The organism is Hwanghaeella sp. LZ110 (genome assembly GCF_048892525.1).
Taxonomy (GTDB): domain Bacteria; phylum Pseudomonadota; class Alphaproteobacteria; order UBA8366; family Aestuariispiraceae; genus Pacificispira.
Genome location: NZ_JBLZHT010000001.1, coordinates 506,470 through 529,317, shown reverse-complemented (window position 1 = coordinate 529,317; position 22,848 = coordinate 506,470). Strand labels below are relative to the sequence as shown.

The following is a 22,848-nucleotide window of genomic DNA, read 5'->3' as shown; positions in this document are numbered from 1 at the left end:
ACAATCACGCCAATTCAGCCGGAATCGGAACCAGATGATTGTCATAGGCAATACCATCGATACTGCTGAGAATCCGTTGATCATTTGAAATTTGTCCAATCCCATCGGTGACCACAAAGGTCTGACCATCGGGGGCGGCGCCACAGACATCAGGGCGCATCAATGTGTCCTGAAGGGCCTGTGTCCGGGCGTCCCAGATTCCAACAATCCCGCCTCTGGGGCTGGTGGCAATTACGCGGCGCCTGTCACCGCTGGCAACGATTGCGCCAGTATAGTAATTCATGGCGTGAACCAGTGAGGCTTGCATTTCAACCGGGCGCATCTCTGCCCCCCCCTGATGGACCCCCAATAATCCGGGGCATTCTGACAAAGACCCTTCATATTGCCCAGCCACCCAAACCGTTCCGGGTGTCACTTCTGTAAGATGGCGAATGGATAACTTCTCATAACTGCGGGGCAGGCGTACCGTTTGCAGGATTTCCCCGTCCGATGCCCGCAGATAGGTCAGGCACGGGTCCATCTGTGCCAGATTCAATTTTTCGCGGGGATAATCCGGATGGGTAGCTATGCCGCCATTGGCGACGGCAATCGTTTCACCATCAGATAATAGGATTGCCTGATGACACCCAACACCACCGCCATCAAACTCTCCGACGCGCGCATATCCCTGTGTGGCGTCATAGATACCCAAAACGCTGCGCGCTTTATCGAAATCATTTTCGGCTGCAAATAACAGCTTTCCATCCGCGGAATAAAAGCCATGACCATAATAGAGGCGGTCGTCACGGGCAGCGATGTGATGGGTAACCGTCCGCCGCCGCACATCAAAGACCAGGATAAAATGCCCCGGTCGTCGCGCAAACAACACCGCCGACCGGCCATCAGATGACATCGCCCCATCATGGGCCCGCGCCTTTAAGGGAACACGATACAGCATGTCCCCCCGATCATTGATCAAGGCGGCGGCAAAGCCACCTGTGGCATCACGCATGGATGTCAGAAACAGGCTATGCTGCCCCGCAAGAGCATCACGCGCAGCCGCAGGGGCAGCCAACGCTGTCAGAAGAGCAAGTGCGTGTCGTCTGGACAGGTGCATGGCCTCAATCTCCATCCATCGCATTGAACCCGGCAATCAGACCCAGGGCCGCAGGAACATCGCCAGTCAGCAACGTGATCGCCCCGGTCAGGGGAAGGCTGGCATAGGTCAATCGATCATAATCCTCTTGCGTGCTTAAATGCCCTTCGAAGGTTCGGTCCGCCGACACTTCAGTTTGGTTCAAGGCATCGCGTGCCATGCCCAATTCCAGCGCCAATTGTTCGGAAAGATAATGCCGATCCGCCGGCAAGGCATTTTCCAGCGACCAACTGTCGACCAGATCCGCAATCCCTTCCACATTGCTGATCATCGACAGCAGGGTCAGGTCAGACCGCCAGAATGGGGCCAGCTTTGGCTTTGCCGTATCAACAGAGTCCTGCAAGGGCGGCATCAGTTTCGTGTCACGCAGGATTTGCAATTGCTCTCGCGCAGCGCGTAGAAATTCCTGCATCGCTTCACCGGTTGATTTATACCGCACATCTTCCGGACCGGCTGATTTCATCAGATCGCCGTAGCCGCCGGGCGCGCTCCACCCATCATACAGCGCATTTGAGATATGCAGGACGGATTGCGCCATAGTCGCGCCATACCGACACCGGAATGCTCCTTCAAGGGTGGCCTGAGCCTCATACCCGGTTCCGAACAAGACGAAATCCAGGGCCAATAGACCCTGCACGGCGACACTTTTCTGTTGCAGCGTTTCCAGACTGGTTGCGCTTTCATCCTTTTCCAGAAGAAGGGATTGTACCTGTTGAAGACCGCGCCCACGCGGGTCGGGCCAGAACAACAGTCGCTCGAACCGGTTATCGTCACGCGCTGGCCCGAAACGAAATGCTTCAATACGAGAGAATGTTTTGACCACATCAGCAAAACTGTTCTGGACATCCGCCAACGCCTCTTCGCTGGGAGCCGAACACAGCCGCGCATAGGCGTCGTTTTGAGACTCTGCTGCACTTTTAAACTGCCCATAGGCAGGGATCACGAACTGATCCACAGCCTGTGCGACCGACTTCTTCAAGGCATCCGTTGGAACCGGCGCCTGTGTATCGGCCTTGGCAAAACCACAGAAGGCAAAGGTTGTCAGTAAAACACACGCAAACTTTCGCATCACAGGCTCTCCAAAAACTGTATCAGGGCATTTCGGTCTTCAAGGCTTAGCTCCACAACCTTATCACGGGCGGCCTGCGCCTCGCCCCCATGCCATAAGATGGCTTCCAACAGGTTGCGGGCTCTACCATCATGCAGGAAGAATGTATGACCGCTAACGACCTCTGTCAGTCCAATACCCCACAGAGGGGGCGTACGCCATTCCTGACCTTGAGCGTCTCCGACCGGGCGGTGATCGGACAGGCCTTCGCCCATATCGTGCAACAACAGATCCGTATAAGGCCAGATCAACTGAAATCGGTGTTCTGGTTGATCCGCATTCCGACTGGTCACATATTTCGGCGTATGACAGGCGACACAACCGCTTTCATAGAAGACCTTCTTACCGCGCAGGACCGTTGGATCTGCCACATCGCGCCGGGCAGGAACCGCCAGATTGCGGGAATAATGTTCGACCAGACCCAGGATCGGATCAGGGGCTTCCGTATCGCCCAGATTGACTTGAACACCCGTCGCCATTTGACGACAGGCACTTTGAGCTTCGGTGCAATCGCCCCAGTGGTTGGGAACCATGGGCGTGGAAATACCGATATCCCCGGCGAAGGCGTCTGCTGCCTGTGCCTTCAGGGAAGCCTTGGACGCCTTCCAGCCAAACCGACCCAGCGCGATACCATCTGCGACCGGATCCCAAACCATGCTGGGCCGCCCAGAGATCCCATCCCCATTAAGATCATCCGGGTCCGCCTGGGACAGGATATCAGCGGGGGCGATAGCTTCCAGCAGACCCAGTCCGATCATGGGCGGAGCGACACGCGGTGATAGCATGACGTCTGGATCCATCGGACCATAGGCCAGATCCTTCACACTGTAGGTTGGAGCACGCAAGGAAACGACCTGCCCGCCATTCAGTGTTACAGGGCGCTCTTCATAAGTGACGACCATCTGGCCTTCGGCATCCAGGCCTGGCACGGCGAAGTCCTGAAACTGCCCGCCATAGGTTGGTTCCGGTATGCGCAACATTTTCTTGCTGGCAAGGGCCTGTTGTTCCGCCTCGGTCCGGGCCGGAACAGACAGGCGCAAAAACATGGTTGAAGCATCCGTATCACTGATGTCAGGGGGGTGACCACGCCCGTCCTTCAGATGACAGCGCTGGCAGGACCGCGCATTATAGATCGGGCCCAATCCATCCGACGCATTGGTTGAAGAAGGGCTGGACACCCAGATTTTCCGAAACAAGCCATTGCCAAGGTTAAACTGCTCCTGACCTGCAAAATCCAGATTTTCAGAGAAATGAGAAAACGCATTCCGGCCCGTATCAGATTGCAGGGTCCCTGCCCCGCCGGACATGTTTTCATACTTTTCTGCATCGGAGAAAATTTCCGTCGCCCGTGTGACTGCCGATACACGCGCCTGATCTTTGGCAGTCAGATCATTTCGCAAGATTGGCGCAGCGTCTTGCGCAGATGTTGGGGCACAAAAACCAAGAGAAAACAGAACAAACCCAACGGAAGCGGACAGAATGCGACTTCCTTTCATACTGGTAACCATCTCACGGCGTCTTTCTTATCAAAACGATTGGGACCCTAGAGCATCATGCGCTCGCATGAGCTCACACATGTTGCACTTACCACTTTCTTTTCAGCAAATACGTCGTCGGAAACAAGTCCGCTTGCGAAAGCTTTCTTCGAACGCGGTGTTAAACAAAACGAACCGGCTGATCGGACAATACGCCCAATCAGCCGGCTGTTACTTGCATGCTAACAGGCCTTACTGGAATACAGCGTTCGGATTGTCCAAGCTGTCGGACCCTTCGAAACTGGCCTGGCCCAGATTCAATTCGGCGACAGCCCGTTCAATGGGGCGTGTCTGGGCGACCAGACCGTCGACCACCGCTTGAATGATCGCATTGCCGGATTCATTCCCTTCCCCAATCATCTGATCATAGGCTTCGCCAGACTGTGCCCGCTGGCGCATCTGTTCCATTGCCGAAACGGTGGCGTCCAGCTTGGCACGCAACTCCTTATCCACGGCTGGAGATTTTTCCGCCACCAGGTCAGAGATTGACGGCCCGGAAACCATAGACCCATCAATCCGTTCATACTGCCCCAGATAGACGTTCCGAATACCCATCTGATCATAATAATGGGAATTGTAAGTATTGTCTGAGAAGCAATCATGCTCTTCTTCCGGGTCGTGCAGCAACAGGCCCAGCTTGATGCGCTCGCCCGCCAATTCACCATAGGACAGCGATCCCATTCCGGTCAGGATGGCCAGGAGGCCCGCATCAGGATTTTCAAGCAGCGCGGCGCGTGCGGCTCCTCCCTCTTCCCAATTGCCGACCATCTCCTGCAGATCGGCGATCAACAAGGTTGATGCCGCCTTCAGATATTCAGCACGACGGTCACAATGACCATTGGTGCAGTTCTGGGTGTCATAATCGCTGGCCGGGCGGTTACCGGCACCAGGGCCCGTTCCATTCAAATCCTGACCCCACAACAGAAATTCGATTGCGTGATAACCGGTTGCAACATTCGCTTCAACGCCACCCGCTTCCTGCAGCGTTTCTGACAATAGCTCAGGCGTAATATTGGTGGCATCCACATTCTGACCGGCAATTTTCAGTTTTGGATTTGCAATCACATTAACTGTGTAGAGAGGATTCTGATCCGATTCCATGCCGTAGGACGGATCGACATAGTCAATCAACCCTTCATCCAATGGCCAGGCATTCACCCGCCCTTCCCAATCATCAACAATCGCATTCCCGAACCGGAAAGCTTCCGTTTGTTGATAAGGCACGCGCGCATCCAACCAGGCTTCACGCGCAGCCGACAGGGTTTCCGCCGTCGGATTGGCGATCAAACCATCAATCGCAGTATCCAGTTTCTTGGCGGTGATCAGCGAATCTTCATAACCCGCATGGGCAATATTCGCATAATTGTTCAATATCCCAACAGGCTCTGCTGCATTCACAGAAACCACCGGGGCGGCCAGGACCATGGCACCAAAGGCGATGGCTCTTCCAAATTTCGACATGCTACTCTCCCATACAGTCGTTACGCATGATAATGATAGTCATTCTCATTCATCAGTCTGACGATGTCAAACCGCTGCGACAAAAAAACCACCTAGAACGAGACGGCGCTTCCAATCAGCACAACCGTCCCTTCATTTTCATTCGCGGCACCGCCAGCACCATTGCTGCTGTCGGCATGGACAACATCGCTGTAAACGAGCAGCCCTTCGGCAACTTGCGCATCAATTGAGATGTTGTAGACGGTCATTTCGTCTTTTGTACCGTCCGCATTGGTGTTTTCGCCATAAGCATAGCCGACCGCAAATCGACCCAGGCCATAATCATAGCCGACGCCGAACTGATAATTGCTGCCAGCATCCGCCAGGGTGCCCTTTTGAACCCCCGAAGAACCATTATCGCCATAGCCAGCGCCGATCTCTACCGGACCGAAACCAACTTTCACCCCGGCGCGCCAGGCGTTGATTTTCTCCAGGTTTTGATTGATGACGCCCTGATCCGCATCCGCATGGCGATAGCCCAATGAGCCCAGGATTGAAACATCCTGCAGATCAACGCCATAGGTCACTGAGGTTTCCAGGACATTATAGGCGGCCCCATCATCGGTCTGCTGTGTTTGCCCTTCCACGCCATTTTGCGGGGTAAACGAAATGCCCCCTTCGAATCCTCCAAAATTTGGCGTGTAATAGGCGATCTTGTTCGCATCGTCGCTGCTTTCCGACGTGCCTAGAAAGACGGCGTCGCCAATCTGGGTATAGTAATCACCGAATTCACCATCAAATCCTTCGCTGTGGGCCTGAACATCATGTCCGCCCGTTGCCATGTTATCGACGACATCGTCATCCGATCCCAGATGAATACGCCCCCAATCCCCGAAGAATTTCAAGTACATCTCGTCAAAGGCACCGGTGTTTTCTGTGGCAAAACCCCATTGGATATTGGCCCCATAATGCAAACCGGTATCGGTGACCGCATCAACATCCCAAACCAATTCTGACTGGTCAGAAACCGCAGAAATGCTCGCCCCTACGCCAGGGGCTTCTTGGTCCGCATCCGCGAATGCAAACTGATAATCCAACATGCCGGAAAAGGTAACCACCACGTCACCGGCATGGGCGGCAGCCGGAATAAATCCCGCCAGAACGGTGCCAGCCAACAACCATGATCTTTTCATTTTTTCATCCATTTCATACAGAGTGGGTTCTGTGGTTTGGCTGGCGAAAAGACAATAAATCTCTATCCTCGGAATCGAGGCCGATACGCTCTTCGTTGGCTGATGTGCCACCCCCAAGTGAGCCAGAATGTCGGCATTTACTGTGCAGACATCTTTATAAACCCAACTATTGATCAGGCGTTATCTCTTGTCAACAAAAATGCGAATGATTATTAATTGCAATGTTTTTACCGCTTGCGTTTGGGCCTGATTAGAAAAAGCATAGGGATCGCCGCCAGGGTAATCCACATCATGAAAATAAAGTTATTCAGATAACCAATCGTTGTTGCCTGCCGGGTCACCTCTCCGTTCAAGGCGGCAAGTCCTGACGTGGTGTGCCAATCCCAAGATTGCGGTAATAAAGGCTGATGCATCATTTCTCGGAACGGGTTCATCAACTCACCAATATTGGCATGATTGATCTGGGTGTTCTGGGCCAACAGCGTGACGACCACCGAAATTCCGATACTGCTGCCAATATTGCGCATCAAACTGAACATCGCCGTACCTTCATTTCGGTATTTCGCGTTCAGGGTGGAAAAAGCAACCGTGCTTAACGGCACGAAGATAAAGCCCAGACCAAAGCCCTGGATGATCCCGGTCCAAATCAGGGTAGCCATTGGGATATCGACCGTAAATGTGGATATTTCATAAAGCGAGACGGATATCAAACATATACCCAACAAAATCAGGGCACGGGCATCTATACGCCCGTTCAACCGACCGACGATAATCATCGCCACCATTGTCCCGATACCACGCGGAGCAAGAATGTACCCCGTGGTCAAAACTGGATACCCCATCAACGATTGCAAAAAGGGCGGTAACAGCGCCAGCGTCGCCAACAGGATAATCCCAACCATAAAGATGACAACCAGGCCTGCAGCGAAATTGCGATCCTTAAATAATCCGGGCTCGATAAAGGGGTTCTTTGCCGTGAACATCTGAACCAGGAACATGTAAAAACACAGGGCAGCAATGACAGTTTCGACAATGATTTCCGTCGATGAGAACCAATCCTGAGACTCACCGCGGTCTAGCATCATCTGCAATGCACCGATGGCGAGGCTTAATAGTGCAAAACCAAATATATCGAAACGACGGTCAAGATTCCGTACCGTTTCCGGAACGACTGTCAGGATACCCGCCAGGGCCAGCATCCCAAAGGGAAGGTTGATGTAAAACACCCAACGCCAATTGTAATATTCCGTCAGATAGCCCCCCAGGGTCGGCCCTAGAATTGGCCCGACCATCACGCCGACTCCCCAAAGAGCCATCGCGGACCCATGCTTTTCCCTGGGATAGCTGTCCAGCAGGACCGCCTGTGACAAGGGAACCAATCCCGCGCCAAATATTCCCTGCAACAGGCGAAAAACGACAATCTGTTCCAGCGAGGTTGCCGCGCCACACAGGATGGACGCAATAGTGAACCCTGTCACCATAGTCGCAAACAGACGCTTGCGTCCAAACCGCGCAGCAAGGAATCCGGTTGGCGGTGTCATGATCGCCGCAGCCACGATATAGGATGTCAGCACCCAGGAAATCTGATCCTGCGTCGCTGAAAGACTGCCTTGCATATGGGGTAAGGCAACATTGGCGATTGTCGTATCCAGGGCCTGCATGATCGTCGCCAACATAATCGACGCGGTGATCAACCCCAGATGAGCAGGTTTGCCCTCCGTCGACGTCATTTGGGCTGCTCTGTTTCCGCTGCAGTCGCCTGAGGCAACGCCCCCAGCCAGGACAGGGTGGAATGCACAAAATCGGGCATTTCGCGCTGATAACCGGTATCAACTTCCACCGAAACGCTCATCCCCGACCGCAAGGCAAGGTCCGCCTGCTCATTTTTCAGGGAAATACGCAATGGGATGCGCTGGACAACCTTGACCCAGTTTCCCGTCGCATTCTGAGGGGGAATTACTGAAAATTCAGAGCCTGTCGCTTGGCTGACACTGGTAACGAACCCCTGTAGGTCCTGATCTGGAAATGTATCAACCGTAATAACCACCGGCTGACCCGGCCTGATATGGGTCAGGTCTGTTTCCTTAAAATTCGCCTCAATCCAGACACCGTTGCTGGCAATCAAACTCATTACCGGGCTGCTGAAGGCGCCATTACCAACAACCTGCTGGCCCACTTCCGGTGTATTGCTGACCACCCCGGCGAAGGGCGCACGCACAACGGTCCGCTCTATATTCAGTCTGGCGCGTTCCAGATCCGCCATCGCTTGCTGGTAGGGGGGGTAATCCTCAATCTGGATATCAATCGATCCCCCCAGAGAGGCCAGTATCTGCTGCGCCTCTTGCTGAATGATCTGATTCTCCTGGCGCGCCACGGTCAGATCATGACTTACAGAATCAAACTTACTAGACGAGATTGTCTTGCTGGCAACCAACGGCTTTTGCCGATCATATTCACTTTTGGCATAATCAATATTGGCACGAGCCAGCGCTAGTTCAGATCGCTTTTCCTGATAGCTGGCCTTCAAACTGGCAAATTCGTTACGAAGCATCGACAGTTTAGCCTGCGCCTCATTCAGCGCGATGCGATAGGAACGATCATCGATTTGGAACAGCACATCCCCGGCTGAAACGGCCTGGTTTTCCTTTACCATGACGTCAGAAATCAATCCGGACACTTCTGCGGCGATCATTACCTTATCGGCCTTGATATAGGCGTTTTCCGTACCGACAAGCCGCCCGCCAGTGAAATAGGTATATCCCGCGACGGCGATTACGACCAACGGGCCCAGCACCAGAAGAAAAGTACGGATCCTGTTTCGCTTTCGCTGTTTTGGGATGTTATCATTCCTTGGCCCCGCACCGGGCAGCGCGGCGCCATCCGGCACCATATCAGCAGAGGTTGAGTTAGAGGCGCTAGGTGCTTGATTTGACATTGTCTGTGCCTTCGGGTGAGGACTTGCGGTCGACATCACAAGCCTCGTCATTTGATAGGAGATTAAGTTTGACGCGCTGCAACAGTGTCAACAGCGCGTCGTGTTCATTCTCTGGGATTCCATTCAGTGCGGCTTTTTGTGTTTCAGCGGCATGTTCCCATAAACGTGCCAGAACAGGCTCCGCCGCAGGGGTTAGATAAAGCTGAATAGCCCTACGATCTGTGGGATCTGGTCGTCGTTCGATTAATCCGCTTTCCTGTAGGTAATCCAATTGGCGACCCAATGATATGGGCTGTATTTCCAGGTATTCTGCCAGCGTCACCTGCCGTATCCCTTCATGATGGGACAAATACGCCAAGGCGCGCCATTGCGCCTGAGAAAGCCCTAAATTGACGGCGCGCTGATTGAAATCGCGCCGCAGCAACCGGGCTACTTCATGCACAATGAAACCAAAGCTCTTTTTGGGATGGCGCATAAACAAACTTTCTGAGGATTTAGTAAACATTATATATTATATAAGAAGCTGACAAACAAGACTGTCAGCAAATTTCGCAAAAACATCACAATTCTGTCCCCGAAATGGGCCATCTTAGCGCCAGAAGCGACGAGGCGGATATTGACAACAAATGATATATCCATTATTCATGAATTATGGATACAAACAAAGCACTCGCGGCGTTTTTCGCCCTCAGTCAGCAAACCCGCCTGGATGTGTTTCGGCTTTTGGTAAAGGCGGGATCAGACGGGCTGAACGCCGGGGAAATCGCCTCTCTGCTGGACGTGAAACAAAACACCATGTCTGCCAATCTGACCGTGCTGCTGAATGCCGGGATGGTGCGCAATGAACGACACGGCCGCACAATCCGCTATTTCGCAGATTTTGATGCCATGCGCGCTCTGTTGAGTTTTCTGATGGAAGACTGCTGCGGCGGCCGCCCTGAACTTTGCCAACCTGTTATCGACGAAATTGCCTGCGCTTGCTGAGCTCGGGCTTGCTGGGGAGGAAACCATGAGTGAACATGTCTACAATGTGTTGTTTCTGTGCACAGGAAATTCTGCGCGGTCCATTATGGCCGAAGCCCTTATGAACCGTCTTGGCCAGGGCCGGTTCAAGGCATTTTCAGCAGGATCAAACCCCAAAGGGGTGGTTCATCCACAAACCATCGACCTGTTAAAGCGAATGAATTTCGATACAAGTTTTGCGCGGTCAAAAGACTGGGCGGAATTTGCAGAGCCTGGCGCCCCGGAAATGGATTTTGTCTTCACCGTCTGCGACAATGCCGCTGCGGAAGTGTGCCCAGTCTGGCCTGGCCAACCAATGTCTGCACATTGGGGTGTTCCTGACCCCGCAGAAGCGGAAGGGACTGAGCCGGAGAAAGCCCTGGCCTTCTCTGACACCTATCGCATGTTGAATTCCAGGATATCAGTCTTCACCTCTTTGCCGATAAACAGCATCGATAAGCTTTCACTGCAGAAGAGGCTAAATGATATCGGAACGAAAGAGTGACCACGCTGTTTCGTAAGCTGGCGGCGGAGTTTGTTGGCACAGCTTTTCTGCTGGCTACAGTCGTCGGCTCAGGGATTATGGCGGAAACGCTAGCCGGTGGGAATGTGGCGGTAGCCCTTCTGGGCAACACCATCCCCACCGGTGCCATCCTGATCATTCTAATCACGCAATTCGGACCTGTTTCCGGGGCGCATTTTAACCCGGCCGTAACCCTGGTTTTCGCCTTAAAGCGAGAAATTTCCGTCCAACAGGGCCTTGGCTATGTCGGCATTCAGGTTCTGGGAGCCTTGGTCGGCGTTTGGGCTGCGCATTTGATGTTTGGCGAAGAGGTTTTGCAATTTTCCCAGAAAATACGCAGTGGCGGGGCGCAATGCTTTGCAGAAGCTGTGGCAACATTTGGATTGGTGATGACGATCTTAGGAACAATCCGAGTTAAGAAAGAAGCAGTTGCCATGGCTGTTGGTTTATACATCACGGCCGCCTATTGGTTTACTGCGTCAACATCCTTTGCGAATCCGGCCGTCACCATTGCGCGCGCCTTTTCCGATACCTTTGCGGGGATCCGTCCCGAAGATGTGCCCTGGTTTATTGCCGCCCAATTGGTGGCCGCCGTGTTGGCCTTGGCGTATTGCAACTGGCAATTCAATACTCCTAAAAGTGAGGCGAATGACGCATGAGTATTGTTATCCACCACAATCCAGACTGTGGGACATCCCGTAATGTGTTGGCGATTATCCGCGCCTTTGCGGAAGAGCCGATTGTCATTGAATACCTGAAAACTGGCTGGACCCGGGAACAGTTGCTGGGGCTGTTTGCTGCGGCAGACCTGACGCCGCGCGATGCGTTGAGGGTCTCAAAATCACCAGCGGAAGAGTTGGGGCTGACCGATCCAACCGTGTCTGACGAAACGATCCTGAATGCGATGCTGCAACACCCCATTCTGGTCAACAGACCCATTGTCTGCACGAAAATGGGTGTGAAGCTGTGCCGCCCGTCAGAGGCGATATTTCCCCTGTTGCAGGTTGCGCCCGGCACACGCTTTACAAAGGAAGATGGCGACATAATTATCGCGCCATGAACGACACGCTTCCCAACATTCAAAAGTCACAGTTGCACCCCATCGATATCGGGCGCTTGGCGCATCCGGGGGATCCGACCCACCCGCCCCGCATCCTGATGCTGTACGGGTCCCTGCGACAGCGGTCCTATTCGCGTTTATTGACGCAGGAAGCAGCCCGCATTCTGCAAACCTTGGGCGCAGAGGTCAAAATCTTCAATCCATCCGGCCTGCCGCTGGTTGATGATGCGCCAGACACCCATGAAAAGGTGCAGGAATTGCGCACCCTGTCGCTGTGGTCTGAAGCACATGTCTGGTGCTCGCCAGAGCGCCACGGGGCGATGACCGGCGTGATGAAGACACAGATTGACTGGTTGCCCCTGGCCCCGATTGGCGGCTTTCGCCCGACCCAGGGGCGTACCCTGGCCTTGATGCAGGTTTCCGGTGGCTCACAGAGTTTCAATACGGTCAATCAGATGCGCATATTGGGGCGCTGGATGCGGATGATCACCATCCCCAACCAGTCGTCTGTCGCCAAGGCCTTCCTGGAATTTGACGAAGACGGGCGCATGAACCCGTCCCCCTATTATAACCGAATGGTCGATGTGATGGAGGAATTGATGAAATTCACCATCCTGACACGGGGGCGTTCCGACTATCTGGTCGACCGATATTCCGAACGGGTTGAAAGCGCCGAAGACCTGTCCAAACGTGTCAACCAACAGTCTATTTAGCCACCGTGTCTGTCGGTCGGGTCATGGCCAAGGGGTCCACCCAATCGTCATATTGTTCGCCTGTCACCAGCCCTGAATTAAGCGCTTCTTCGCGCAGGGTCGTACCATTCTTATGGGCAGTTTTTGCAATCTTCGACGCATTGTCATAGCCGATATGCGGGGCCAGCGCGGTCACCAGCATCAAGGATTGCGCCATCAACGACGATATCCGCTGCCGATCCGGCTGAAGCCCTTCGATACAGTTTTCCCCGAAGGAACGACTGGCATCGGCCAGCAAGCGGATGGACTGCAACACATTGAAAATCAGCACCGGTTTGAAAACGTTCAATTCAAAATTACCCTGACTGCCCGCAACGGTGACGGTCGTATGATTGCCCATCACCTGGGCGCAGACCATGGTCATGGCCTCGCACTGTGTTGGATTAACCTTGCCTGGCATGATCGAAGACCCCGGCTCATTCTCCGGCAGGATCAATTCCCCCAAGCCTGATCGCGGCCCCGATCCCAGGAAGCGAATGTCCTGAGCAATCTTAAACAGACCCGCCGCGATTGTGTTCAGCACGCCAGAGACTTCAACCATCGCATCATGGGCCGCGATGGCTTCAAATTTATTTTCCGCGCTGATGAAAGGCAGGCCAGTCAATTCCGCGACATGCGCCGCAAAACGATCCGCAAAGCCCTGGGCAGAATTCAACCCGGTGCCCACCGCTGTTGCCCCCTGCGCCAGGGGATACAGCCGCGGCAGACAGGACTCCAACCGGTGTAATCCCAATTCAACCTGGCGGGCATAGCCGGAAAACTCCTGCCCCAGGGTCAAGGGTGTCGCATCCTGCAAATGGGTGCGGCCCAGCTTGACAATCTCCTGCCAGGCGGTCGCCTTTTCCGCCAAAAGGCGATGCAGATACGTCAGGGCAGGCACCAGTTCTGAGTGCAGCTGGCGCACCGCCGCAATATGCATCGCGGTGGGAAAGGTATCGTTGGACGATTGTGACTGATTGACATGATCATTGGGATGCACGGGGTCTTTGGACCCCAAAACCCCGCCCAATTCCTCAATAGCGCGATTAGCGATGACTTCATTGGCGTTCATATTGGTTTGTGTGCCAGACCCGGTCTGCCAGACCTTTAAGGGGAAATGCGCATCCAACGCACCATCGGCGACCTCTTTCGCGGCATTCACAATAGCCATTCCCAGACGCTTATCCAGCAAACCCTGTTCCATATTCGTCAGGGCAGCAGCCTGCTTAACAATGCCCAGCGCATGAATCAGCGGCAACGGCATGGTTTCCGTCCCGATCCGGAAATTCTGCAGGCTGCGTTGTGTCTGGGCACCCCAATATTTCGCGGTTGGCACATCAATACTGCCAAAGGCATCTGATTCCTGGCGCATCGTGTCGGTCATTGCTGCAGTCTCCCATCCGTCTGGTTTAGGCATTCAACCTGTCGCCTATTACATGGGGGTGCCCCTGTTCAAATCCACAGCGCTGTGCCATCTTCTGACAAAATCACACACGATTGATCCGCGCCAGCAGGCTGGATATCAGGGGATGTTATGCGTGTTATTGTTTTAGGGGCTGGGGTCATTGGCGTCACAACGGCCTATTATCTGGCCCGGCAAGGGGCGGAAGTCGTGGTCATCGACCGCCAGCGCGGCCCCGGTATGGAAACCAGCTTCGCCAATGCCGGGGAGTTGTCTTATGGCATGAGCAGCCCCTGGGCAGCGCCCGGCATTCCCCTGAAGGCACTGAAATGGCTGTTCATGCGCCATCGCCCCCTGTTCATCTGGCCGCTGATCAGTCCGACCATGTGGAAATGGTGCCTGCAATTATTGATGAATTGTAACGAGGCATCCTATGCCCTGAACAAAAGCCGCATGGTGCGGGTTTCAAACTATAGCCGCGATGCCCTGACCGAATTGATGGACGAGGTCACCATCGACTTTGATCAACGAGACCAAGGCACGCTGCAATTGTTCCGCACCGAAAAGCAGGTCAAGGCAGCGAAGGCGGATCAGGCCGTGCTGGATCAATTCAATTCGCCCTATGAAGTACTGGACCGGGATGGCTGTATCGCGGCAGAGCCGGGCCTGCGCCATGTCGCCGATAAATTTGTCGGGGGCCTGCGCCTGATGGCGGACCGCACCGGCGATTGCCGTGCCTTTACCCAGGCTTTGTCGGAAAAAGCCGCAGAGCTGGGTGTGGAATTTCATTACAATGTCGTGATCGATCGGTTCGTTTCCGAAAAGGGTAAGATCATCGGGGTGGAGACGGAACAGGGTCTGGAAACCGCCGACCGCTATGTCTGTGCGTTGGGTCCCTATGCACCGATCCTGTTAAAGACGATTGGTATTCGCCTGCCGATTTATCCGATAAAGGGTTATTCCATCACCCTGCCCGTCACGGATTCCGACGCAGCCCCGCAATCGACCATCATGGACGAAACGCATAAGGTCGCGATTACCCGACTGGGCGATCGCATCCGCGTTGCCGGGCAGGCGGAAATCATTGGCTATAACAAGCGATTGGGCGGGCATGCGACCGACAGTGTGCGCCATGTCGTCAGTGACCTGTTCCCCAAAGGCGGAGATGTCAGCAAGGCGGAAGGCTGGACCGGTCTGCGTCCCATGACGCCCGATGGCACGCCGGTGATCGGTCCGACACGGTATGACAATCTGTTCCTGAATACCGGTCATGGCACATTGGGATGGACCATGTCCTGTGGTTCTGCCCGTGCTGTTGCGGATCTGGTCATGGATAAAAAGCCGGAAATCGATATGGACGGCCTGACAGCTGCGCGTTTTGGGCAATAACGACCCGTCCTGAGATGTCCTATAAATAGGTGCGCTGCTCAATCGGCGTGATATTGATCTGTTCCAGTAAGGACTCCAGCAAGGCGCTTTCCGCCCTATTCATCTTGGCCTTTGGATTCCACAAGACATGAACGTCTATCGCCGGGGGATCCTCATAGGGGGGAATGCGCCACAGCAACCCGTCTTCGATATCCCGCCGCACAACATGAATTGGCAAGGGACCCACCCCCAGGCCTGCGACGATCATGCGTCGCACCTCTTCCAAATGGGCAGACGTCCCCACAACCCGCTCGTCCAATTGGGCAGCCGCCCGCATCAAGGTGACAGGGCGCAAGGCATCCCCCATCTGATCGGTCACGAAACTGACCGATGAATGGCCGACCAGATCCTGCTTTGTCAGATTAAGCCGCCCGAACAGCGGATGTGTGGGGCCGCAGAACAGTCCGAAATACTCACGATACAGCCGCCGATATTCAAGTTTCGGATTTGGATCTTTCACCAGACATACAGCCATGGATGCCCGGCGGGCCAGCACGGCGGCTGTCGCCTCCCGACTGGCAGAGACGTCAATTTGCAGCGTCGCAAGCGGATGATTGGTGTGAAATGCTGTCAGCGCATCATTAAACAGGGGGGAGATCACATGGCTGGCCATGGCAATGCGAACATGACCGCGCACTTGATCCGTGACATCGCGCATGACAGTTCCCAGGCGCAGGATCATGCCATGAATGTCGATTACTTCCCGCTGTAGCAACCGCCCCGCTTCCGTCAGTTCAAACCGCCCGGGGGAGCGCTCTATCAGTTTTTTCCCTATGCGATCTTCCAACCGTTTCAAAGCATTAGAAACGGTGGGTTGTTTCAGGCTGAGCCGTTCCGCCGCATCCGTGACACTGTTGGATTCCGCCAGGATCAGAAATGTCCGCAGTAGATTCCAATCAAGATCGCGGGCAAGCCGTTCCGGGCTGGGATACAGGGCCATATTACCATTCCTCAAATCTATAGTCATCATTCTAACTATCTATTTGCTGAATAGTAAACCGCATGCAACCTTTTCTGTAATAAGAAATGGAGGCTCAGGGATGTCGGTAGAAGCGCGCGAAGCGCGTCAGCCTTGGATTCTACTCTCGCCAGCGCTCACCGCTGTGGCGTTGCTGCTATTCGTACCTTTGCTGTTCATCGTGGTCTATTCCTTCTGGCTGAGAACCGCCACAGGCGCAGATCAGGTTGGCTTTTTCCTGGACAATTGGCGTGAGGCACTGTCGGACGCTTTTTATCGCGACATCTTGCTCTATACGCTGAAGATCGGGGTGATCACGACCGTTGTCTGTGCCCTGATGGGCTATCCGGCCGCCTATTTCATCGCCCGTTCCAAAGGTAACAAGGCGATCCTGTTGCTGTTGCTGATGCTGCCATTCTGGATCAGTTACATTATCCGCACGATGAGCTGGATTAACATTCTGGGCGTATCTGGCGCGTTGAATTCAGCGCTTCTTGCGATTGGCCTGATCGATGAACCGATCCAGATGCTGTATAATCAGGCAACGGTCGTTCTGGGCCTGGTTCACTTCCTGCTGCCCTTTATGGTGCTGAATGTCTATGTCAGCTTGGAAGGGATTGATGCGTCGCTGGAAGACGCCGCGTGTTCCCTGGGCGCGACACGCTGGAACAGCTTCGTGGAAGTTACCCTTCCCCTGTCGCTGCCTGGACTGGCGGCGGGCGGGTTGCTGTGCTTCGTGCTTGGATGTGGAACCTATATCACGCCCCTGGTGCTGGGCGGGCCGACCGATGCCATGTTCGCCAATCTGGTCTACGAGGCGATAATCACCCAATTGGACTGGCCGCTGGGTTCTGCGCTGTCGCTGATGCTGTTGGCCGTACTGGGCGCGCTGGTGCTGATCTATAACAAGTATCTGGGCATGGCGCAGTTGATGAAGGGGCTGGGCTGATGGGATGGTCATTGATCCGCCTATGGACCATTCTGGTCTATCTGTTCATGTTCCTGCCGGTCGCGGTGGTGGTGCTGTTAAGCTTCAACGCCAGCCAGTTCGGCAGCTTCCCGATGACAGGCCTGTCCTTCCGCTGGTTTATCGAACTGGCCAATAACGACGCGATCTTGCGGGCGTTTCAAACATCCCTTGTGTTGGGTGCACTGACGGCTGTGATATCGACGACATTGGGTGTTTTAGCCAGTCTTGCGCTGGTGCGCTACACGGTGCCGGGCAGCAACCTGATTTCCACATGCCTGATCGCGCCGATCCTGGTGCCAGAGGTCGTGCTGGCGGTTGCCCTGTTGCTGTTCCTGAATTTCCTGTCGATCAACAAGAGCTTCTTCCTGCTGTTGATGGGGCATGTGATCTTCACCCTGCCCTTCGTCATTCTGGTGGTTCAGGCCCGGCTGGTGGGCATTCGCCGCGATATGGAAGAAGCCGCCTTAAGCCTGGGGGCAAGCCCGATCCAGACTTTCTTTCAGATCACGCTGCCTTTGCTGGCGCCTGCGGTCTTCGCGGGCATGCTGTTTGCCTTCACGATCAGCTTTGACGACATCACGGGAACACTGTTCTGGAAGCCCGGTGGCGTAGAAACCGTTCCCACTCAGATTTTCGCGATGCTGCGCAATTCGATCTCTCCTGAGATCAATGCGCTGGGCAGCGTGATGATCGCCCTTACCGTTGGTCTGCCGCTGCTGGGTGCAGCGATTGCCCGACGCATGGCCATGAAACGCGGCGGCTAGAACCGCGTAAAGCTTAATGAACCCAACCTTGAACAGGAGAATGAGCATGGATAACACAACACGGTATGAACGCCTTCGCGAACGCTATTTAAACGGCGATTTGGATCGGCGCAGTTTCCTGGGTCTGATCGGTGCAGCCGGTCTGGCCTATGGTGTGCAAACCCCCTTCAACAAAGGGGCCCTGGCAGCAGTCAGCCAGGTGCGTTTCGATGGCTGGGGCGGTGTCGTCTCTGAAGCCTTCCGGGAATATGCGTTTGGTCCCTATACCAAGGCAACGGGCATTGAGGTTGTCGATGGCACCTTCGGCGGGGGCGATGAATATCTGTCCCGCGTGAAAGCCAGCCAGCCCGGCGAATATAACATCGCCCATCTGTCCGGCGTGTTTGACTATGCCCGGTACCACAATCTGGGCCTCAGCTCCGAACTGAATGAAGACAATATTCCCAACCTGCAATACGTCATTCCCAAATTATCTGACGTGTTCCGCAAGGTGTCGGACGGCAAGCTGTCCTGCGTGCCTTATGACTATGGCACGACCGGCCTGGCCTATAACCGCAAGCATATCTCTGATGAAGAGATGAAGGAAAAGGGTGCCAAAATCCTGATCGACGAAAAGCTGAAAGGCAAAATCGGCGGTTGGAGCGATTGGCGTACGCGCATCTGGATGGGGGCCCTGCAAACCGGTCAGGACCCGAATGACATCAAGGATATGGATGCCGTCTGGGATGCGGTGCGCAAACATCGCGACCTAGCCCTGAAATACTGGACTTCCGGCGCTGAACTGATGAGCCTGCTGGCAGAGGAAGAAATCTATGTCACCGAAGGCTGGTCTGGCCGCATTTATGCCTTGCAGGAGCAGGGTCATGACATCGGCTATATGGATCCGCCCAACGGCTTTGGCTGGCAGGAATGTCTGTTCGTTCTGAAAGGCTCCCCCATGGAAGCCTGTGAAGAACTGCTGAACTTCATGCTGGATCCGGCAACCTCCATCGCCGTCGCGGAAGGACAGAACTATCCGCCAGCGCTGGACCCGCAGAAGGTTGATCTGGGCAAGAAAATCCCAACTCTGCCCGCCTTTGACCCGACCGGCACCTTGTCCGGCCTGACCTTTGCCGATCCAGATTACTGGAACGGGAACGAGCAGGACTGGTCCAAGACCTTTGGTCGCGTCCAAAAAGGCTATTAAGCCTGAAACAGGTCCGGGGGTGGGTTACGATCCACCCCCGGCACCTTGGAATTCCTAAGTGAACCCGTAGATCGGAGACAGCCCGTGAGCGCCGTCACCCTAACAGATATCGTAAAACGCTTCGGCAGCTTTACTGCCCTGCATCAAACGTCGCTGGAGATTCCGGAAGGGAATTTCGTGACCTTGCTGGGGCCGTCTGGTTGCGGCAAGACAACGACCCTGCGCATGATCGCCGGATTGCTGGACCCCACCGAAGGGGAAATCAAGATCAAGGGCAAGCGCATGAATGATGTGCCGATCCACAAGCGCAATCTGGGTCTGGTGTTTCAGAATTATGCGCTTTTCCCCCACAAAACTGTCGCAGAAAACATCGCCTTCGGGCTGAAATATCGCAACATCTCGAAAGCGGATGCAGAAGAGAAAGTAAAAACGGCCCTGGATCTGGTGCAGTTGCCCCATGTTGGTGACCGCTATCCCAAGGCCTTGTCCGGCGGGCAACAGCAGCGTATCGCGCTGGCCCGCGCGATTGTCATCGAACCAGACGTCCTGTTGCTGGATGAACCCCTGTCCGCGCTGGACGCCAATCTGCGCGAAGATATGCGCGTGGAACTGAAACGCATTCAACACCGCATCGGTGTCACCACAGTCTTTGTGACCCACGACCAGTCCGAAGCCCTGGCGCTGAGTGATCATGTGGTCGTGATGTCCAATGGTCGGGTCGAACAGATCGGCGCGCCAGAAGAGGTTTACAACACGCCAGCCAGCGAATTCGTCGCCAGCTTTCTGGGCACATCCAACATCCTGTCGGCCCAGTGTCTGGACCTGGATGGCACGGAGGTTTCATTGGACGTGCCGGATCTGGGCCGGTTGAGCATTCCCAAATCCCGCGCCCCGAAGCTGGACAGGAAAGGTCCTGTCAAATTTGTCGTTCGGGCAGAAAAGGTAACCCTGTCGTCAGATGGTTCTGCTCCGCAGGACGGAATCACCGCGAAAGGCACCATTGAAGCGGTTGACTATCAGGGTCAGGCGGCGCGCTATTTCGTCCGTGTCGGCGCACATCAGATGCAGGTCATCAACATGATCGATCAGCATCCATTCGCCGAAGGAGACACAGTATCCGTTCATCTGCGCGGTCGCGATTGCACCGCCTTACCAGGAAACCAGGAATGAGCACACCGCCTAAGAGTCACCTGTTTTATCAAACCCGTCGCCGCCGCCCGGTTCTGGATCGGGCGCGGGGCGTTTATATGTGGGATGTTGATGGAAAGCGCTATCTGGATGGGTCATCCGGCGCGATGGTCTGCAATATCGGTCATTCCAATCCCCGCGTTCTGGAAGCGATGCGCGCCCAGATGGAGAAATCCAGCTTCGGCTATCGCCTGCATTTTGAAACGGAACCGGCTGAGCGCCTGGCGGCCAAGACTGCGGCCCTGGCCCCACCCGGCCTGGAGCGGGTATTCTTTGTCTCCGGCGGGTCCGAGGCGGTTGAAAGCGCCACCAAGCTGGCCCGGCAATACACTTTGGCGATTGGTCAGGCCCAGCGCTACAAGGTGATTTCCCGCATGCCCAGCTATCATGGCTGCACCCTTGGTGCGCTGGCGCTGACCGGCTATGCCCCGATGACCGCCCCTTTCGACCCGATGATGAAATCCATGCCAAAGATCCCGGCCCCTCGCGCCTATCTGGATGGATTGAACGCCGATGATCCAGCGACTGGGCTGTATTACGCCAATATGCTGGAGGCAAAAATCCTGGAGGAAGGGCCGGAAACCGTGCTGGCCTTCATCGTGGAGCCCGTGGGCGGCGCGTCGACCGGTGCGCTGGTGCCTCCGGCTGGCTATGCCCAGCGCATTCGTGAAATCTGTGACAAATATGGCGTGCTGCTGATCCATGACGAGGTCATGACCGGCGGCGGACGTACCGGGAAATTCTTTGCGGCCGAGCATTGGGACGTCGCCCCCGATATCTTGGTCGTATCCAAAGGGTTTGCAGCAGGCTATTCCCCCTTGGGCGCGATGGTTGCGCATGAGCGCCTGGTGGAACCTGTGCTGGACAAGGGCGGCTTTATCCATGGCTTCACCTATGCAGGAAACCCGCTGGCCTGCGCGGCAGGACTTGCGGTGATCGAAGAAATTGAAAGTCAGAACCTGATGGTCAATGCGACCGCCATGGGTGACCTGCTGAAGGCGGGCCTGACAAAGCTGATGGATCGGTTCCCCTTCATTGGTGATGTGCGGGGGAAGGGGTTGCTGCTGGCCTTTGAATTGGTGTCGGACCGCAGAACAATGCTCCCATTGCCAAAGCAATTGGCGGCGTTTGATCGGCTGGTTGAGATTGCCTATGACAAGGGACTGATCATCTATTCCCGGCGCACGCGCGGCGGATATGAAGGCGATCATTTCCTGGTCTGCCCCCCGATGACCATTACCGAAGAACAGGTCGGGGAAGTTCTGACAACCCTGACTGAAGCGCTGGGCGATTTTGCGAAAGAGGTGGATCTGCCCGTCTCTGCCGCAGCGTAAGTGAGGCCCCTTTATGAGTAAGATTATCATCACCTGCGCGGTTACGGGGTCCATACACACGCCCTCCATGACCCCCTACCTGCCCATTACAGGGGAACAGATCGCGGAGAATTCAATTGATGCCGCAAAAGCTGGCGCATCGATTTTGCATCTGCATGCCAGGGACCCGGCGGATGGTCGGCCTTCCGCCAGTGCCCAGCATTTCATGGCCTTCCTGCCGATCATCAAGCAACGCAGCGATGCTGTGATCAACCTGACCACCGGCGGCAGCGCGACCATGACCCTGGACCAGCGGCTGGAAGCCCCGTTGCAGGTGGAACCGGAAATGTGTTCCCTGAATATGGGCAGCATGAATTTCGCCCTGTATCCGGCTGTTGATCGGATCACCGACTGGAAATACGACTGGGAAAAACCATTTCTGGAAAACAGCGATGATCTGGTGTTCAAAAACACCCCCCGCGACATCGCTCATATCCTGACAGAAATGGGACAGAACCGTGGCGCACGGTTTGAATTTGAATGCTATGATGTGGGCCATTTGTACATGCTGCGCCACTTCGCCGATCGCGGTCTGGTCCAGGCACCTTTCTTCATTCAGTTCGTGTTTGGCGTGCTGGGTGGTATTGGGGCAGACCCGTCCCATCTGATGCATATGAAGCAAACCGCCGATGCCCTGTTTGGCACCGACTATCAGTTTTCGGTCCTGGCCGCGGGGCGTCACCAGATTCCCCTGACGACCATCGCCGCAGCCATGGGCGGGCATGTGCGGGTCGGGCTGGAAGACAGCATTTATCTGTCCAAAGGCGTCCTGGCGAAATCCAATGCAGAACAGGTTGCCAGAATTCGGGAAATCGTGGAGCGTCTGGGCAGAGATGTCGCCAACCCCACAGAGGCCCGCGCGATCCTGGGCCTGAAGGGCGCAGACCGCACTAGTTTTTAAGTTCACGCAAAGGCCA

General features: G+C 55.0%; 22 protein-coding genes. 12 read left to right on the top strand and 10 right to left on the bottom strand.

Annotation, left to right across the window (positions count from 1 at the left end; translation table 11 throughout):
• Positions 1–4: 4 nt before the first annotated feature.
• The 8 genes from ACOSDM_RS02250 to ACOSDM_RS02215 all read right to left on the bottom strand — a co-directional run bounded on the left by ACOSDM_RS02250 (position 5) and on the right by ACOSDM_RS02215 (position 9,821).
• Positions 5–1,096, bottom strand: coding sequence for a DUF1513 domain-containing protein (locus ACOSDM_RS02250; RefSeq protein ID WP_420722850.1), 1,092 nt, complete (start codon positions 1,094–1,096; stop codon positions 5–7).
• A gap of 4 nt (positions 1,097–1,100) precedes the next feature.
• Positions 1,101–2,204 carry an imelysin family protein gene (locus ACOSDM_RS02245; protein WP_420722849.1) on the bottom strand — a complete coding sequence of 368 codons (1,104 nt, stop codon included), beginning with the start codon at positions 2,202–2,204 and terminating at the stop codon, positions 1,101–1,103.
• Positions 2,204–3,739: a di-heme oxidoredictase family protein gene (locus tag ACOSDM_RS02240; protein ID WP_420722848.1), complete on the bottom strand. Its 1,536-nt coding sequence runs from the start codon at positions 3,737–3,739 to the stop codon at positions 2,204–2,206. The genes ACOSDM_RS02245 and ACOSDM_RS02240 overlap by 1 nt, the downstream gene beginning before the upstream one ends.
• 231 nt (positions 3,740–3,970) lie before the next feature.
• Positions 3,971–5,239, bottom strand: a complete 1,269-nt coding sequence (locus ACOSDM_RS02235; protein ID WP_420722847.1) for an imelysin family protein — start codon at positions 5,237–5,239, stop codon at positions 3,971–3,973.
• 92 nt (positions 5,240–5,331) lie between these two features.
• Complete coding sequence (locus ACOSDM_RS02230; RefSeq protein ID WP_420722846.1) at positions 5,332–6,411, bottom strand: porin; 1,080 nt, start codon at positions 6,409–6,411, stop codon at positions 5,332–5,334.
• Positions 6,412–6,638: 227 nt separating this feature from the next.
• A complete protein-coding gene (locus ACOSDM_RS02225) occupies positions 6,639–8,141 on the bottom strand; it encodes a DHA2 family efflux MFS transporter permease subunit (RefSeq protein WP_420722845.1) in 1,503 nt (500 codons plus the stop codon).
• The gene (locus ACOSDM_RS02220) at positions 8,138–9,346 is read right to left on the bottom strand and encodes an HlyD family secretion protein (protein ID WP_420722844.1); all 1,209 of its coding nucleotides are present in this window, start codon (positions 9,344–9,346) and stop codon (positions 8,138–8,140) included. The genes ACOSDM_RS02225 and ACOSDM_RS02220 overlap by 4 nt, the downstream gene beginning before the upstream one ends.
• Positions 9,327–9,821, bottom strand: a complete 495-nt coding sequence (locus tag ACOSDM_RS02215; protein ID WP_420722843.1) for a MarR family winged helix-turn-helix transcriptional regulator — start codon at positions 9,819–9,821, stop codon at positions 9,327–9,329. Before ACOSDM_RS02215 ends, ACOSDM_RS02220 begins: the two co-directional genes overlap by 20 nt.
• Before the next feature lie 176 nt (positions 9,822–9,997).
• On the opposite strand from ACOSDM_RS02215, the gene ACOSDM_RS02210 reads away from it, so the two are divergent.
• From ACOSDM_RS02210 to arsH, 5 genes are read left to right on the top strand one after another with little or no spacing between them, the layout of a single operon-like run.
• The gene (locus ACOSDM_RS02210) at positions 9,998–10,330 is read left to right on the top strand and encodes an ArsR/SmtB family transcription factor (protein ID WP_420722842.1); all 333 of its coding nucleotides are present in this window, start codon (positions 9,998–10,000) and stop codon (positions 10,328–10,330) included.
• A gap of 25 nt (positions 10,331–10,355) precedes the next feature.
• Positions 10,356–10,853 carry an arsenate reductase ArsC gene (locus tag ACOSDM_RS02205; RefSeq protein WP_420722841.1) on the top strand — a complete coding sequence of 166 codons (498 nt, stop codon included), beginning with the start codon at positions 10,356–10,358 and terminating at the stop codon, positions 10,851–10,853.
• A complete protein-coding gene (locus ACOSDM_RS02200) occupies positions 10,850–11,530 on the top strand; it encodes an MIP/aquaporin family protein (RefSeq protein WP_420722840.1) in 681 nt (226 codons plus the stop codon). Before ACOSDM_RS02205 ends, ACOSDM_RS02200 begins: the two co-directional genes overlap by 4 nt.
• Entirely contained in the window at positions 11,527–11,931 is a 405-nt protein-coding gene (gene arsC, locus ACOSDM_RS02195) for an arsenate reductase (glutaredoxin) (protein ID WP_420722839.1), read from the top strand. Before ACOSDM_RS02200 ends, arsC begins: the two co-directional genes overlap by 4 nt.
• Entirely contained in the window at positions 11,928–12,644 is a 717-nt protein-coding gene (gene arsH / locus ACOSDM_RS02190; RefSeq protein ID WP_420722838.1) for an arsenical resistance protein ArsH, read from the top strand. Before arsC ends, arsH begins: the two co-directional genes overlap by 4 nt.
• Here arsH and fumC read toward each other — a convergent pair.
• Positions 12,637–14,046: a class II fumarate hydratase gene (fumC, locus tag ACOSDM_RS02185; RefSeq protein ID WP_420722837.1), complete on the bottom strand. Its 1,410-nt coding sequence runs from the start codon at positions 14,044–14,046 to the stop codon at positions 12,637–12,639. The two genes, arsH and fumC, sit on opposite strands and share 8 nt — an antisense overlap.
• A gap of 150 nt (positions 14,047–14,196) precedes the next feature.
• Here fumC and ACOSDM_RS02180 point away from each other — a divergent pair, with 150 nt between their 5' ends.
• Positions 14,197–15,453, top strand: coding sequence for a D-amino acid dehydrogenase (locus tag ACOSDM_RS02180; protein ID WP_420722836.1), 1,257 nt, complete (start codon positions 14,197–14,199; stop codon positions 15,451–15,453).
• 19 nt (positions 15,454–15,472) lie between these two features.
• On the opposite strand, the gene ACOSDM_RS02175 is transcribed toward ACOSDM_RS02180, so the two are convergent.
• Positions 15,473–16,432, bottom strand: a complete 960-nt coding sequence (locus ACOSDM_RS02175) for a LysR family transcriptional regulator (protein ID WP_420722835.1) — start codon at positions 16,430–16,432, stop codon at positions 15,473–15,475.
• A gap of 100 nt (positions 16,433–16,532) precedes the next feature.
• Here ACOSDM_RS02175 and ACOSDM_RS02170 point away from each other — a divergent pair, with 100 nt between their 5' ends.
• From ACOSDM_RS02170 to ACOSDM_RS02145, 6 genes are all read left to right on the top strand, one after another.
• A complete protein-coding gene (locus ACOSDM_RS02170) occupies positions 16,533–17,399 on the top strand; it encodes an ABC transporter permease (protein ID WP_420722834.1) in 867 nt (288 codons plus the stop codon).
• Positions 17,399–18,184 carry an ABC transporter permease gene (locus ACOSDM_RS02165; protein WP_420722833.1) on the top strand — a complete coding sequence of 262 codons (786 nt, stop codon included), beginning with the start codon at positions 17,399–17,401 and terminating at the stop codon, positions 18,182–18,184. The genes ACOSDM_RS02170 and ACOSDM_RS02165 overlap by 1 nt, the downstream gene beginning before the upstream one ends.
• 46 nt (positions 18,185–18,230) lie before the next feature.
• On the top strand, positions 18,231–19,370 hold the full coding sequence (locus tag ACOSDM_RS02160; protein ID WP_420722832.1) for an extracellular solute-binding protein: 1,140 nt from the start codon (positions 18,231–18,233) through the stop codon (positions 19,368–19,370).
• 84 nt (positions 19,371–19,454) lie between these two features.
• Positions 19,455–20,540 carry an ABC transporter ATP-binding protein gene (locus ACOSDM_RS02155; protein ID WP_420722831.1) on the top strand — a complete coding sequence of 362 codons (1,086 nt, stop codon included), beginning with the start codon at positions 19,455–19,457 and terminating at the stop codon, positions 20,538–20,540.
• Positions 20,537–21,892 carry an aspartate aminotransferase family protein gene (locus tag ACOSDM_RS02150; RefSeq protein ID WP_420722830.1) on the top strand — a complete coding sequence of 452 codons (1,356 nt, stop codon included), beginning with the start codon at positions 20,537–20,539 and terminating at the stop codon, positions 21,890–21,892. The genes ACOSDM_RS02155 and ACOSDM_RS02150 overlap by 4 nt, the downstream gene beginning before the upstream one ends.
• A 13-nt stretch (positions 21,893–21,905) precedes the next feature.
• The gene (locus ACOSDM_RS02145; RefSeq protein ID WP_420722829.1) at positions 21,906–22,832 is read left to right on the top strand and encodes a 3-keto-5-aminohexanoate cleavage protein; all 927 of its coding nucleotides are present in this window, start codon (positions 21,906–21,908) and stop codon (positions 22,830–22,832) included.
• The last annotated feature ends 16 nt before the right edge of the window (positions 22,833–22,848 follow it).

Bases quoted from the DNA above. Each gene is read 5' to 3' on its own strand.
- ACOSDM_RS02220 (WP_420722844.1), bottom strand. From the start codon at position 9,346: ATGTCAAATCAAGCACCTAGCGCCTCTAACTCAACCTCTGCTGATATG.
- ACOSDM_RS02145 (WP_420722829.1), top strand. From the start codon at position 21,906: ATGAGTAAGATTATCATCACCTGCGCGGTTACGGGGTCCATACACACG.
- arsC (WP_420722839.1), top strand. From the start codon at position 11,527: ATGAGTATTGTTATCCACCACAATCCAGACTGTGGGACATCCCGTAAT.
- ACOSDM_RS02230 (WP_420722846.1), bottom strand. From the start codon at position 6,411: ATGAAAAGATCATGGTTGTTGGCTGGCACCGTTCTGGCGGGATTTATT.
- arsH (WP_420722838.1), top strand. From the start codon at position 11,928: ATGAACGACACGCTTCCCAACATTCAAAAGTCACAGTTGCACCCCATC.
- ACOSDM_RS02150 (WP_420722830.1), top strand. From the start codon at position 20,537: ATGAGCACACCGCCTAAGAGTCACCTGTTTTATCAAACCCGTCGCCGC.
- ACOSDM_RS02160 (WP_420722832.1), top strand. From the start codon at position 18,231: ATGGATAACACAACACGGTATGAACGCCTTCGCGAACGCTATTTAAAC.
- ACOSDM_RS02245 (WP_420722849.1), bottom strand. From the start codon at position 2,204: ATGCGAAAGTTTGCGTGTGTTTTACTGACAACCTTTGCCTTCTGTGGT.
- ACOSDM_RS02240 (WP_420722848.1), bottom strand. From the start codon at position 3,739: ATGAAAGGAAGTCGCATTCTGTCCGCTTCCGTTGGGTTTGTTCTGTTT.
- fumC (WP_420722837.1), bottom strand. From the start codon at position 14,046: ATGACCGACACGATGCGCCAGGAATCAGATGCCTTTGGCAGTATTGAT.
- ACOSDM_RS02180 (WP_420722836.1), top strand. From the start codon at position 14,197: ATGCGTGTTATTGTTTTAGGGGCTGGGGTCATTGGCGTCACAACGGCC.
- ACOSDM_RS02215 (WP_420722843.1), bottom strand. From the start codon at position 9,821: ATGCGCCATCCCAAAAAGAGCTTTGGTTTCATTGTGCATGAAGTAGCC.
- ACOSDM_RS02235 (WP_420722847.1), bottom strand. From the start codon at position 5,239: ATGTCGAAATTTGGAAGAGCCATCGCCTTTGGTGCCATGGTCCTGGCC.
- ACOSDM_RS02210 (WP_420722842.1), top strand. From the start codon at position 9,998: ATGGATACAAACAAAGCACTCGCGGCGTTTTTCGCCCTCAGTCAGCAA.
- ACOSDM_RS02170 (WP_420722834.1), top strand. From the start codon at position 16,533: ATGTCGGTAGAAGCGCGCGAAGCGCGTCAGCCTTGGATTCTACTCTCG.
- ACOSDM_RS02250 (WP_420722850.1), bottom strand. From the start codon at position 1,096: ATGCACCTGTCCAGACGACACGCACTTGCTCTTCTGACAGCGTTGGCT.
- ACOSDM_RS02205 (WP_420722841.1), top strand. From the start codon at position 10,356: ATGAGTGAACATGTCTACAATGTGTTGTTTCTGTGCACAGGAAATTCT.
- ACOSDM_RS02165 (WP_420722833.1), top strand. From the start codon at position 17,399: ATGGGATGGTCATTGATCCGCCTATGGACCATTCTGGTCTATCTGTTC.
- ACOSDM_RS02225 (WP_420722845.1), bottom strand. From the start codon at position 8,141: ATGACGTCGACGGAGGGCAAACCTGCTCATCTGGGGTTGATCACCGCG.
- ACOSDM_RS02175 (WP_420722835.1), bottom strand. From the start codon at position 16,432: ATGGCCCTGTATCCCAGCCCGGAACGGCTTGCCCGCGATCTTGATTGG.